Source organism: Sulfurimonas sp. (genome assembly GCF_028714975.1).
Classification (GTDB): domain Bacteria; phylum Campylobacterota; class Campylobacteria; order Campylobacterales; family Sulfurimonadaceae; genus Sulfurimonas.
The window spans coordinates 249,180-261,390 of record NZ_JAQTLH010000002.1 but is presented as its reverse complement, the minus strand read 5'-3'; the positions used below and the strand labels follow the sequence as shown (position 1 = coordinate 261,390).

The following is a 12,211-nucleotide window of genomic DNA, read 5'->3' as shown; positions in this document are numbered from 1 at the left end:
GCAATGATTAGCAAAAGCAGAAAAACAAAAGAGACGGATATAACTATCTCACTCTCTCTTAATGGAGCCGGTAAAAGTAAAATAGACACAGGCGTCGGGTTTTTGGATCACATGTTGGAGAGTTTTTCAAAACACTCTTTGATAGATTTGGAGATAACATGCAAGGGCGATACGCATATAGATGATCACCACAGTGTAGAAGATGTCGGCATCGTTCTTGGTTCGCTTTTAGCCGAAGCTATATATCCTCTCAAAAATATGGAGCGTTTCGGCAGTGCAAATATCGTTATGGATGAGGCGTGTGTGAGTTGTGACTTAGATTTAAGCAATCGTCCCTATTTAGTTTATGAGATTGATGTAACGGGAAAAGTCGGACAATTTGACACTGAACTTGTTGAAGAGTTTTTTAAGGCTTTTATATCAAATGCAAAAATTAGTGCTCACATAGTAACTCTTAGAGGAAAAAATAGACATCATATCATAGAAGCCGCTTTTAAAGCAGTTGCCGTTGCGATTCGTCGTGCAGTGCAAAAAAACGATAGAGTCGGCATTCCAAGCACAAAAGATGTATTGTGATTAAACTTATTATATTAGATGTTGACGGTTGTCTTACAAACGGAGAGATAATATACTCATCTGACGGCAGTGAAACAAAAAATTTCAATGTAAAAGACGGTCTTGCTATAAGTTCATGGATAAAAATGGGCTGGCATGCTGCCATAATTACAGGAAGAGAATCTAGCATAGTCGAGAGAAGAGCCAAAGAACTAGGCATTAAGTATCTATATCAGGGCGTTAAAGATAAAGAAAAAGTGCTGAGCGAACTTGTTGATTTACTTGAACTCAAAGATTACGAAGTTGCTGCGATAGGTGACGATTTAAATGATTTAAGAATGTTAAAGAGAGCAGGTAGAAGCTTTACGCCAAAGGATGGAGTAAAAGAGATCAGAGAGCTTGCCGACACTACTCTTGCATCTAAGGGCGGAGAAGGTGCCGTAAGAGAGATGATAGATATTTTGATTGATGAGAATGATTTAAGAGAGCAATTTATAGCTCCATGGTTATAATATGAACATAAATTATTTCTTTTTATTTATCTTTTCTTGTTTATTAATGATATTTCTTGTATTCAAGCCTTTAGAAATGGAACAGCAAAAATTTGGTGAAGTGCCTCTCTTTAGCATCTCATCTTTTACAATGCATGAACTTAACGCCAAAGGACTTATTAGTTTGATAAACGGTAATAAAGCAACAAGATATACCGATAGATACACGGTTGAAAAAATAAATTACACAGATAACTCTAAAGAGTACATAGCAAACATGAAATCAAATAACGGTATATACAAAGATGATATAGTTTACTTAGATGGGGATATTGTATATGTAAGAGAAGACGGGTTGACTTTTGAAACACAAAAAGCCACTTATGATAAAAAAACAACCATTGCTACGGCAGATGGGGATTATCTACTTTATAAGGGTTCAAATATAGTGAATGGAAAAGAATTAAAGTATAATAACTCTTTAGAGAGAGTAGAATCAAGAGATGTTGTAGTAAAGTATCAACTAGAAGAGAGAAATAAATGAAAAAAACGATTTTTTTAACAATTTTTTTAGCAACGGCGCTATTTTCACAAGAGCTAAAAGTAAAGGCGAAGCTTTTTAATGCAGATCAAAAATCAGGCATCTCTGTTTTTGAAGGCGATGTAAATATAATAAGAGGCTCTGATGAGCTCAATGCAACAAAAGTTACAATTTATACAAACAGTAATCAGGAACCGACTAAATTTATTGCAGAAGGCAGCGCTTCTTTTTATATACAAACGCTTGAGGGTGCAATATATAAAGGCAAAGCACAAAAAGTAGTATATCTTCCAAAAGAAAAAGAGTATCATTTTTTTAAAGATGTTCATCTAAAACAGATTAATGAGAAAAAAGAGATTATAGGCGAAGAGGTTATTTTAAAAACTATAGAAGGCAAAGCATATGCAAAAGGTGCCGAAAAAGAGCCTGTAATAATGATTTTTGATATACCTGAAGATAAAAAGAAGGTAAAAAATGATTGAAATCGTTGACGCAAAATTTATAATATCCGCTCCGAATATAGATAATGCGCCAGATACAGAGGAACAAAATGAGATTGTTTTTATGGCTCGCTCGAATGTCGGGAAAAGCTCTCTTTTAAATGCTTTGGCGAATCATAAAGGTTTAGCAAAAGTATCTTCAACACCCGGAAAAACAAGACTTATTAACTACTTTGATGTTACATTTATAGATAGAGAAAATTCAAAGAAGAGTTTTGCAAAGTTTGTTGATTTACCGGGTTTTGGATATGCAAAAGTTTCACAATCAATAAAAAGCGATTGGGAGAAAAATTTAACGGATTATATATCTAAAAGAAAACAGATAAAGATTTTTGTTCATCTTGTTGACTGTAGACATCCATTTTTGGAGATTGACAAATCGGTAAGTGATTTTTTACTTGAACACTCGGATGAGACTCAACATATATTACAAATTTTTACAAAAATAGACAAACTAAATCAAAAAGAGCAAAGTGCGCTTAAAAAAGAGTTTCCTAATGCTCTAATGGTTTCAAGTTCAAAAAAGAGAGGTCTGCAAAAAGCTCTAAGTGTTATACATGATATTTTAAAAGGAGATTCTGATGAGCATTGAATTAACAAAAGCTAAATTATCCGATATTGAAAATATGCAAAAACTTGTTATACCTGAAGTTGAAGCAGGGGTTATACTTGCAAGAAGCTCTGATGAAATAGCAACAAATATAAGATCATATATATTAGCAAAAGAAGATGATGAAATAGTCGGTTTTTGTGCTTTACATATTCACACGCCTTTGCTGGCAGAAATAAGATCACTTGTTGTAAAAGAGAATAAAAGAGGTATGGGTATAGGGCAAAGTTTAATTGCTAAAGCAATAGAAGAAGCCAACTCTTTGGGTCTAAAAAAAGTCCTTAGTTTAACATACAAACAGTCGTTTTTTGAAAAACTAGGGTTTGTTGAAATTCCAAAAGAATCAATTCCAGAGCACAAAATTTGGGCTGACTGTATTAAATGTAAACACTTTCCGGTATGCAACGAAGTATCTCTAATAAAAACTCTTTAACACCGTATATATATGCCGTTGTATTTGTAATATACACTGCATTAAGCGGTATTTACCTGTTTTTACCGCCTTTGCTTGCTATACTATTTATACTATTTTCAAAAGCACTTAAAGAAGAAAATGCTATCTCTCTATTTTTAATATTTTTTTGTTTATTACTTTTTGAAGCACAAAACGGATATGTACTCTTTAGCACTATTATATATTTTACATTTATTTATAAATATCTTATACCAAAATTAATTCAAATTATCAGCTGTAATGCATGTATAAAAATTGCAACCGTTATTTTTGTATATATCGGCTTTTTCGTTTTTCATTTACTTTTATCAAAAATATTTCTACTTCCGGCTCCAAGCATAGATTATCATGTTATCTATTACATGGTGATTGAATTTTTTATTATGAGTATATTGTGAAAATAAAATTTATACTTTTTATATTTATTGCTATATGGCTGGCACTTCTTGTAAGAGTTTTTTCACTATCGGTTGAATCAAATAGTTACTATGAAAGACTCTCCTACAACAACACTATTAAAACTGAGCAAATAGCACCCGTAAGAGGCGAAATAGTTGATATAAACAATAGACCCATTGCCATCAATCAACTTGGTTTTAAAATACAATTAGCTCCGCATTTAGGATTAAAAAAGAATCTGCATATATTTGAAGAAGAGGTAAGCACGCTTGTTAAATTATTGCCAAAACTAGATAAAGAAAAAATAATTAAAGATTATAAAAAAGCTGATTCATACTACAATCATAATTTTATTGATATAGTTGAGTTTGTATCATACGAAGAGATTATGCCTGTATACTCAATATTGAATTTAAGGGAAAATATTAATATAATATCTTCACCTAAAAGATATTATCCGTACAAAGAAGTTGCATCGCATTCTATCGGCTATGTTTCTCGTGCAAACAAGAGTGATGTTGAAGAAGAAAAACTTATAGAGCTTATAGGTTACACCGGCAAAACAGGTATTGAAAGATATTACAATACATATATGCAGGGTTTAGCCGGCAGACGAGAGATAAAAGTAAATGCAAACAATCAAAAGGTAGAAGAACTCTCTATTGAGCGAGCCGTAGAAGATAGAAAATTAACTCTAAATATAGATATTGAACTTCAAAAATATATATCATCACTTTTTCAAAATAAATCCGGCGCGGTTATAGTTATGGGGGTTGACGGTGCTATTTTATCGGCAAGCAGTTTTCCTGAATATGATTTAAATACTTTTGTCTCCGGCATCAGTAATGAAACATGGGAAAAATTATCGGTAAGCCTTGATAAACCATTTACAAACAAACTTATTCATGGGCTTTATCCCCCTGGATCAACTATAAAAACAGGACTTGGACTAATATATATATCTTCCCCTGAAATAGGTCCCAATTGGAATACTTATTGTACCGCATCAATGCCGCTTGGACAAAGAGTATTTAGATGCTGGAAGAAAGACGGGCATGGACAAGTAGAAATTAAAAAGGCTATAAGAGAGAGTTGCGATGACTTTTTTTACAAAGGAAGTCTTAAACTAGGCATCGATAAAATGAGTGAAGGACTTACCAGATACGGTCTTGGTAGAAAAACTGAAGTAGATCTGCCAAATGAGTTTGTCGGTACGGTTCCATCTCGTGAATGGAAGAGAAAAAAACATAATCAGCCGTGGTATATCGGAGAAACAGTAAATACATCTATAGGGCAGGGAGATTTCTTAACAACACCGATGCAAATAGCTCGATTTACCGCTCTTATGGCAACAGGTAAACTTCCTCATCCACATTTTGCAAACATGCTGGGTTTTCAAGTCGTCAAACCGAGATTTGAAGATGTGCTTGATGAAAATGAACTAAAAAAACTGCCGATTATTCAAAAAGCAATGTATGAAGTTTGTAATGCTCCCGGAGGAACGGCAGTCAATTATGTAAATCCAAAAGTTAAAATTGCAGGCAAAACAGGAACGGCTCAAGTCGTAGGTATTATGCAAAATATAAAAAATAGAGAATCTGAACATGACATGGAGTACTATTCACGCTCTCACGCATGGCTAACTACTTACGGTCCATTCGACAACCCTCAATATGTAGTTTTAGCATTGGTTGAACACGGAGGGCACGGCGGTTCCGCTGCGGGAAAAATTGTCTCTGATATATATGATAAGCTGCTAGAACTAGGATATATAAAACAGTAATTGTAAAATAAATTAAATATTACCCTCTGTTCTGACTATCAAACTTTGCGGTAGATTAAATTTTCTTATAAGTTCTGCCTCTTTTTCTCGCATCTCACCGCTGTCAACCTCATGATCATATCCTAAAAGATGGAGCAAACCGTGTATGAAAAGCAACGCAAATTCATCATTTTGGCTATGACCTAGCTCTTTTGCTTTCTCTTCTACATAAAAGGAGGAGATAACTATACTTCCAAGCGGGCACATAGGCATATCTTCATAGGGAAAACTTAAAACATCGGTATCTTTATCGATATTGCGATGAGTTTTGTTTATCTCTCTCATCTCTTGGCTATCCGTAATAATGAGTTCTATCTCTTTTTTTGTTAGAAAATCCGCTATCTTTTCAACTATGCCGATATCAATTTGTAATGAGGTTCTGTTATCAAGTTCAATCATGGTTATATCAAATATAAGAAAGGTTATTCAACCTGTTATATTTAGGTGGTTTCCAAGACCGGTTTTTTGCGCTGCAGCCTGCTTTGATTGTTCAGTCGCACTCTCTAAAACTTTTAAAATTTGTCGCTCCTGCACTTCCGTAGCTTTTTTCATTACTTCTACTTCAGGTGAAGATGGAGCAGTTGCTGATGAAATATCCATAATATCTCCTTCATTTTGTGTATTTGAGCATTATATTGGTTATATCTTTCAATGAAGATTAAAATATTATGTTAAAATATTTTTATGATTACGAAAAACAAAAAAGCACTCTGTATTATGAGCGGCGGTATGGACTCGACACTGAGTGCATACATGATGAAAAAAATCGGATATGATATTATAGCCGTGCATTTTAATTATGCACAAAGAACGCAGGACAAGGAACTTTCATGTTTTCATGCCATTTGTGATGAACTCGGTGTTTTAAACAGATATGTAATAGATTTGGATTTTTTTGCCCAAATAGGAGCTTCGGCATTAACCGATGAAAATATAGCCGTACCCACAGGCGGCTTAGAAGAGGGGGTTCCCGTTACATATGTGCCCTTTAGAAACGGTATATTTCTAAGTATTGCAGCAGCCATAGCGGAAAAAGAGGGCGCAGAAGCTATTAGCATAGGCGTCGTAGAGGAGGATAGCAGCGGTTATCCCGATTGTAGAGAGTCATACATTAAAAGTATGGAGCAGAGTATAAATCTCGGCACAAAAGATGAAACTAAAATAGAGATTTTTATGCCTCTTGTACATCTTAAAAAATCTCAAATTGTCCAAAAGGCAGTTGAGTTAAACACTCCTCTGCATCTTACATGGAGCTGCTATAAAGATGAAGATAAGGCATGCGGTGTTTGCGATAGCTGCCGCTTAAGATTAAATGGTTTTAAATTAGCCGGAGTAAAAGATCCAATTGAGTATCAGTGAGATATATTTTAACAATTTAAAAATTTTACATCTATGCAAAGCAAATTTGAAAAATAGTTACATAAGCGTTAAAAAAAGCGGTGAAATAACTCTTAAAACTCCAAGAGTTTCAAATGAATATATCCAAAAACTTCTCACAGAGAAGGAGCCTTGGATAAGAAAACAGCTCCAAGCAGTAGAGAAAAACCCACTAAAAAAAGTAAATATTCAAGATGAAGTTGTACTCTTTGGAGAGATTTTCAGTATTGATATTGGCGAAGCAAAAGAGTTAAGAGAGTACCTCAAAAGTGTAGCCGTATCAAACATTGACAATATTTCAAAATGCTACGACAAGTTTTATAAAAATTATGCACAAAGCTACATTACCCCAAGAGTAGAGTACTATTCAAATATAATGAACTTAAGTTATAGCGAAATAAAATTTAGAAAAATGAGAAGCAGATGGGGAAGTTGTAGCTCAAGAGGAGTTATAACTTTAAATACCGGACTCATAAAAATTGACAAAAGATTGATTGATTTTATAGTCGTGCATGAACTAGCACATCTGGCACATATGAACCACTCAAAAAGGTTTCATTCGCTAGTTGAGCAGTATATGCCGGATGCTAAAGTGTTGAACCGAGAATTAAAGCGTTTTTCTCTTTTTTAACAAAACAGTTAATATCATATTTACTAGAGGGCGACCACATCATCCAGCCGCTTGTTTTTATATCATCTGCCGCTTTTATCTGTTCTCTTATCTCAAATTTTTTATACTCTCTTCTTGAGTGTGCATAATCTTTAAATGATTGCAGCCAAGGTCTAACTCTTTTTGAGTCTATTTTACCCTCTATATTTTTTATACTTTTATAAATAGTGATATATGGATAATCTGCCGGATATTTTACGCCAAACGAGCCTTGGGCAAATCCTGAAGGGTAGAGCATAGGAGCGATATAGTCTGCATGTTTTGATAGTGACTCTATTTTTTGTCCGATTCCCGTATCATCTTCTCGCCAACAAGTGTCTCCATAAATGGAAACTGAGATAAAAGTACCGTATTTTCTGAGTCTGTTTTTAGCTAAGAGCAAAAAATCTTCTATGGCTTTTACCCTGTTTTCTTCCGTACTCTCTTTTGATAGTTTTAGCTCCGTTTTTGCCGGAAAACGAATATAATCAAAATTTATCTCATCAAATCCGGCATTAGCCGCATCCTCTGCGATTGCAACAGTGTACTCATGGCTTCTTTTATCAAACGGATCGATCCATGCCATTTTATCGGCGTCTCTTGAGAGTTCATTTTTTTTATTTTTTATTGCATATTCAAAATTATTTGAAGCTTGCAGCTCATCTTTAAATGTAACTATTCTGGCAATCGTATAGATATTTTTTGATTTCATTAAAGAGATAAAGGATTGTATATCTTTAATTGTTCTATTGTTTGCCGCTCCATAGCCGTTTGCTTTATCGGAAGATGTTTTATATGAGGTTGAACCATACTCATTTTTTATATCAACGACAATTGAATTGATTTCTGTTTTATCTATGATATCAAGTATATTTTTTATAGTCTTAGAGTTTGTATTTGCACCCCAAAATGTAAGATAGAGCGCTTTTACCGTTATCGGCTCAAGTTTTATAGCCGTAACATTATCATCAAGATTGAGTTTATAAGGTTTGTAACCGTAGGCTTTGATAAATAATGCTTTTTCATCGCTGTTTATGGTGTAACTTCCGTTTACATCGCTGCTCGTACTAACGCTTGAGTTGCTAACAATCGCATTTGCAATAGGAAGAGAAGTAGTTTTATCCGAAATAACTCCGCTAAAAGAAGCCGATAAAAGAGTTTTAAAAACAAAAAGTATAAAAAAAACAGATTTCAAATAAGTACCGCCGAATTGAATAAATTTTTATTTCTCATATTTTACCTTACATAAAAACTGTTTTTTATGTTATTGTAAAGAAAAAAGCCAAAAAGCCACCTGAACTTGACTTACATTGATTTTTTTACATATAATCTTGTATGAAAAAATTCATCTTCATAACAATTTTAATCATTTTTAGCATGTCAGGCTGCTCCATAAAAGAGAGTGATACAACACAAGAAAAATTCTTAAAACATACTGCAAACACGCCTATTTACATCGTTTTCGGTGCTGCGGCAAGTGCAGATTTTCTTAAAATGTGCACTTCTTCCACCTTTTGCTGCATATAACTATTTGACACGGGATGTAAATACGCTATCTCGCAAAGCAGTTTCTCAAATGCCGAAGTATATAGTACGACAAACAATATATTAAGCGATATGAACAACCAAATAACTTCTCTAAAAAGTTGCGTGAATCACGCAACTTTTTAAAAAACTTTTCATGGTGCTTTTTTTGTTTGGTTTTTGAGATAAGCTCTTCAAGATATGCTCTATTTTCCAAAATTACAGTTGTCAGAACTTCCAAACATACTTAGGTAATTCCAAGGGGTTTATGCCCCTTGCCCCCCCTATGAAAATTCAAATGTTAGCTGCTTTTGATTTGTTATTTGTATATTTAATATAGATTTATTTACACCCGCAATAAGAGCAAAATGAAACTTTGTATTTTTTAAAATCTCTATGATATCTTTTTCATTTTTGTATATGTAGATATTTGATTTATGTTCATCAAAGATATTTATAGGAACTATAAATATTGTCTCTGCCCATAAAGCATGATGTTCTAAAAAAGCAATTTGATTTTTTATCAAATCAACATTTGGTTCAAATATAAGTACTCTGTCGCTACTGCCAAAACTTTTAATCTCAAATTTTTTATTTGTAAAGACTGCTTCAAAATGCTCTATGGGAGTAAATTTTCTCAATTTATAATCAATTTTTAATGTTTTATAAAGATGCAACAACTCTTCTAAATATGGGATAAAAAACGGAGATATCAGCTGTCTTTCATAAAAAATATCATCATAGACAAATGATGTCTCAAACAGAGTCTGCTCTACTATTTCAATAGATAAAAAAGATGTATTTGGGATTTTTTTTACAGTTGCAAAAATATCTTTATCGTTTAGAGCAGGGCAGAATAGTACAGTTGTTTTGTCCTCCACATTCCAAAGAGCTTTAAAAACTGATTTTAAATCTCCCGTTACCGTAAGAAAATTTGACCCTGTGATAACTTGCAAAGAGAGTTTTAAAACAATCTCATTGCACTCATACGCTACAATCTCTTTTTCTATCGCTTTGTAGCGAAGCATTTTTTTTAAGGCATCATCCAAGTTTTTAGCTTTTATCCAAGCTATTTCATTATCGCTTATTTGAGTCGGTTTATCAAATATTACGCCATAGGCACCGTTTGCAACCGCCAATTCAATCTCTTCATTGTTATAAGCAAAAAAAAGATCGCCTCTCTTTACCTTGTGCGCTTCAAAAACGATATTTTCAAAGCTGTGTACACACGGTTCATTGATAAGAGCGGCTTGCGTGAGTGCTAAAAAATTTTCAAGTCTCATCCAATAGGCGTGCCTGCTTTTTTAGGTTTTTCAGGTCTTACAAGCGAGAGACCATCTTCATCCTTTGCCGCAAGAAGCATTCCTTCTGAGAGCATACCCATAAGTTTTGCAGGTTTTAAGTTTGCAACGACACAAACTTGAGTATTTATAAGCGACTCAGGAGTATAAAACTCTCTTATTCCCGCTACGACTTGTCTTGGGTTATCTTCACCCAAATCAACTTTTAGTTTTAAAAGCTTGCTGCTCTTTGGAACAATTTCAGCCTCGACAACGATACCGACTTTTAAAGCCGTTTGAAAAAATTGACCGATTTCTATAAGATTATCTTGCTCTTTTGCACACTCTTTAACTGCTTGAGTGCTCTCTTTGGCAGCATTTGGATGAGCGAGGGGAGCTTCAGGCATTAGCGGCTCTTCAATACGAGGGAAGAGTGGCGGAGTTGCTTTAATATTAAATAATTTTAGTAGTTTTTTATCAATAACAAGCTCTTTATAGCTTACATTATCTATCTTAAAGTTTAAAGTATCGGCAATAATATTTGTCGTTTTAGGCATAATAGGGTGAAGCATAATCGAAGCTTTTGCCAATATATTTGCAACCAATGCTACAGTCGCAAGCGCTTCATCTTTTCTCTCCTCTTTCATCTTAACCCACGGAGCATGCTCTTCTATGGCTTTGTTCCCGATTGAAAACAGTTTCCATAATTCTTCAAGATATCTATGTGTCTGTAAATTTTCCATATAAGTATCAAGTGAATCTAAAACAACATTCATTGCATCAAGCTCTTTTTTATGATACTTTAAAACATCCACGCTATCTATCTCAAAGTCGGAATATTTACCGCTCATACCGATAATACGATTTAAAAGATTTCCTAAATCATTGCTAAGCTCTGAATTTATTCTATCTATAAAAGCTCTTTGAGAAAAATCGCCGTCTTGTCCAAAAGGAACCTCTCTAAGCATAAAATATCTTAAGTTTTCAACACCGTAAGCATCTGAAACCTGTTTTGGAGAGATAACATTGCCTTTTGATTTACTCATCTTTTCTCCGTCTCTCGTCCACCAACCGTGAGCACCGATCTGTTTTGGAAGAGGAAGATCAAGACTCATTAAAAATGCAGGCCAGTAAATAGCATGAAAACGAAGTATATCTTTACCTACAAATTGAACAGAAGCCGGCCAATAACGCATATTTTCTTCAGTTGTTCCATATCCAAGAGCGGTTATATAGTTCATAAGAGCATCAAGCCAAACATACATTACATGCTTATCATCTTTAATTGACTCAGGCATTTTAACACCCCATGTAAAAGATGTTCTCGTAACTGAAAGGTCACGCAAACCGCCTTTTACAAAATTGATAACCTCATTTGCACGAGATTTAGGCATAATGAAATCAGGGTTGTCCGCATAATGTTTTAAAAGCGCGTCCTCATACTTTGAGAGTCTAAAAAAGTAGCTCTCTTCTTTTATTACATTTGTACTTCTGCCGCAATCAGGACAAAACTCGCCATCAACTAGCTGAGTTTCGGTAAAGAAAGTCTCACAGCTTACACAGTAGTGACCCTCGTAAAAATCTTTATATATATCGCCCTTTGCATACATTGCCTCAAACGCTTTTTGTACGCCTTTTTTATGCTCTTCATCTGTTGTACGGATAAATTTATCGTAACTTATGTCAAACTCATCCCACAAGTTTTTAAAACTTGCACTTATCTCATCAGCAAACTCTTGAGTAGCTTTACCGTTTTTTTGAGCCGACTCCTCTATTTTTTGACCGTGCTCATCCGTGCCTGTTAAAAAGTAGGTATCTTCGCCTTTTAATTTTTCATATCTAGCTACACTGTCAGCTATAAATGTAGTATATGCATGCCCTATATGAGCCTCGCCGTTAACATAATATATCGGTGTTGTTATATATTTACTCATTTTTTTATCCCTTTTACTTATTTCAAATACTTTTTAAAACTCAAATCCACCGGTATCGCCTTTAGACATATTACT

The 12,211-nt window shown here is 34.1% G+C and carries 16 protein-coding genes; 10 read left to right on the top strand and 6 right to left on the bottom strand.

Annotated features, from left to right (window positions below):
* Nucleotides 1–3 precede the first annotated feature (3 nt).
* From hisB to mrdA, 8 genes are read left to right on the top strand one after another with little or no spacing between them, the layout of a single operon-like run.
* Nucleotides 4–576 carry an imidazoleglycerol-phosphate dehydratase HisB gene (hisB, locus tag PHQ93_RS03180; protein WP_299940755.1) on the top strand — a complete coding sequence of 191 codons (573 nt, stop codon included), beginning with the start codon at nt 4–6 and terminating at the stop codon, nt 574–576.
* On the top strand, nt 573–1,067 hold the full coding sequence (locus PHQ93_RS03175; protein ID WP_299940752.1) for an HAD family hydrolase: 495 nt from the start codon (nt 573–575) through the stop codon (nt 1,065–1,067). Before hisB ends, PHQ93_RS03175 begins: the two co-directional genes overlap by 4 nt.
* A 1-nt stretch (nt 1,068) precedes the next feature.
* Nucleotides 1,069–1,590 (top strand): LPS export ABC transporter periplasmic protein LptC, encoded by a 522-nt coding sequence (lptC, locus tag PHQ93_RS03170; RefSeq protein WP_299940750.1) that lies wholly within the window; start codon nt 1,069–1,071, stop codon nt 1,588–1,590.
* Complete coding sequence (gene lptA / locus PHQ93_RS03165) at nt 1,587–2,069, top strand: lipopolysaccharide transport periplasmic protein LptA (RefSeq protein ID WP_299940748.1); 483 nt, start codon at nt 1,587–1,589, stop codon at nt 2,067–2,069. Before lptC ends, lptA begins: the two co-directional genes overlap by 4 nt.
* Nucleotides 2,062–2,679, top strand: coding sequence for a ribosome biogenesis GTP-binding protein YihA/YsxC (gene yihA / locus PHQ93_RS03160; protein WP_299940745.1), 618 nt, complete (start codon nt 2,062–2,064; stop codon nt 2,677–2,679). Before lptA ends, yihA begins: the two co-directional genes overlap by 8 nt.
* Nucleotides 2,669–3,130 carry an N-acetyltransferase gene (locus tag PHQ93_RS03155; RefSeq protein WP_299940742.1) on the top strand — a complete coding sequence of 154 codons (462 nt, stop codon included), beginning with the start codon at nt 2,669–2,671 and terminating at the stop codon, nt 3,128–3,130. The genes yihA and PHQ93_RS03155 overlap by 11 nt, the downstream gene beginning before the upstream one ends.
* The gene (locus PHQ93_RS03150) at nt 3,097–3,549 is read left to right on the top strand and encodes a hypothetical protein (RefSeq protein WP_299940739.1); all 453 of its coding nucleotides are present in this window, start codon (nt 3,097–3,099) and stop codon (nt 3,547–3,549) included. The genes PHQ93_RS03155 and PHQ93_RS03150 overlap by 34 nt, the downstream gene beginning before the upstream one ends.
* Nucleotides 3,546–5,333 carry a penicillin-binding protein 2 gene (gene mrdA, locus PHQ93_RS03145; protein ID WP_299940736.1) on the top strand — a complete coding sequence of 596 codons (1,788 nt, stop codon included), beginning with the start codon at nt 3,546–3,548 and terminating at the stop codon, nt 5,331–5,333. The genes PHQ93_RS03150 and mrdA overlap by 4 nt, the downstream gene beginning before the upstream one ends.
* A gap of 12 nt (nt 5,334–5,345) precedes the next feature.
* Here mrdA and ybeY read toward each other — a convergent pair whose 3' ends face one another.
* On the bottom strand, nt 5,346–5,771 hold the full coding sequence (gene ybeY / locus PHQ93_RS03140) for an rRNA maturation RNase YbeY (protein WP_299940733.1): 426 nt from the start codon (nt 5,769–5,771) through the stop codon (nt 5,346–5,348).
* A 27-nt stretch (nt 5,772–5,798) separates the two neighbouring features.
* Nucleotides 5,799–5,972 (bottom strand): hypothetical protein, encoded by a 174-nt coding sequence (locus tag PHQ93_RS03135; protein WP_299940730.1) that lies wholly within the window; start codon nt 5,970–5,972, stop codon nt 5,799–5,801.
* Nucleotides 5,973–6,056: 84 nt separating this feature from the next.
* On the opposite strand from PHQ93_RS03135, the gene queC reads away from it, so the two are divergent.
* Entirely contained in the window at nt 6,057–6,731 is a 675-nt protein-coding gene (gene queC, locus PHQ93_RS03130; protein WP_299940727.1) for a 7-cyano-7-deazaguanine synthase QueC, read from the top strand.
* Between the two features lie 46 nt (nt 6,732–6,777).
* Entirely contained in the window at nt 6,778–7,380 is a 603-nt protein-coding gene (locus tag PHQ93_RS03125) for a M48 family metallopeptidase (protein ID WP_299940724.1), read from the top strand.
* Here the strand turns inward: PHQ93_RS03125 and PHQ93_RS03120 are convergent.
* The 4 genes from PHQ93_RS03120 to metG form a co-directional block, all read right to left on the bottom strand.
* Nucleotides 7,337–8,593, bottom strand: coding sequence for a putative glycoside hydrolase (locus tag PHQ93_RS03120; RefSeq protein ID WP_299940722.1), 1,257 nt, complete (start codon nt 8,591–8,593; stop codon nt 7,337–7,339). The two genes, PHQ93_RS03125 and PHQ93_RS03120, sit on opposite strands and share 44 nt — an antisense overlap.
* Before the next feature lie 256 nt (nt 8,594–8,849).
* Nucleotides 8,850–9,002 carry a hypothetical protein gene (locus PHQ93_RS03115; RefSeq protein WP_299940720.1) on the bottom strand — a complete coding sequence of 51 codons (153 nt, stop codon included), beginning with the start codon at nt 9,000–9,002 and terminating at the stop codon, nt 8,850–8,852.
* 204 nt (nt 9,003–9,206) lie between these two features.
* The gene (locus PHQ93_RS03110) at nt 9,207–10,205 is read right to left on the bottom strand and encodes a hypothetical protein (protein WP_299940718.1); all 999 of its coding nucleotides are present in this window, start codon (nt 10,203–10,205) and stop codon (nt 9,207–9,209) included.
* On the bottom strand, nt 10,202–12,157 hold the full coding sequence (gene metG, locus PHQ93_RS03105; protein ID WP_299940833.1) for a methionine--tRNA ligase: 1,956 nt from the start codon (nt 12,155–12,157) through the stop codon (nt 10,202–10,204). The genes PHQ93_RS03110 and metG overlap by 4 nt, the downstream gene beginning before the upstream one ends.
* Nucleotides 12,158–12,211 lie beyond the last annotated feature (54 nt).

Coding starts and splice junctions, on each gene's coding strand:
- lptA (WP_299940748.1), top strand. CDS start 1,587: ATGAAAAAAACGATTTTTTTAACAATTTTTTTAGCAACGGCGCTATTT.
- yihA (WP_299940745.1), top strand. CDS start 2,062: ATGATTGAAATCGTTGACGCAAAATTTATAATATCCGCTCCGAATATA.
- PHQ93_RS03135 (WP_299940730.1), bottom strand. CDS start 5,972: ATGGATATTTCATCAGCAACTGCTCCATCTTCACCTGAAGTAGAAGTA.
- lptC (WP_299940750.1), top strand. CDS start 1,069: ATGAACATAAATTATTTCTTTTTATTTATCTTTTCTTGTTTATTAATG.
- queC (WP_299940727.1), top strand. CDS start 6,057: ATGATTACGAAAAACAAAAAAGCACTCTGTATTATGAGCGGCGGTATG.
- PHQ93_RS03155 (WP_299940742.1), top strand. CDS start 2,669: ATGAGCATTGAATTAACAAAAGCTAAATTATCCGATATTGAAAATATG.
- PHQ93_RS03110 (WP_299940718.1), bottom strand. CDS start 10,205: ATGAGACTTGAAAATTTTTTAGCACTCACGCAAGCCGCTCTTATCAAT.
- PHQ93_RS03150 (WP_299940739.1), top strand. CDS start 3,097: ATGCAACGAAGTATCTCTAATAAAAACTCTTTAACACCGTATATATAT.
- ybeY (WP_299940733.1), bottom strand. CDS start 5,771: ATGATTGAACTTGATAACAGAACCTCATTACAAATTGATATCGGCATA.
- hisB (WP_299940755.1), top strand. CDS start 4: ATGATTAGCAAAAGCAGAAAAACAAAAGAGACGGATATAACTATCTCA.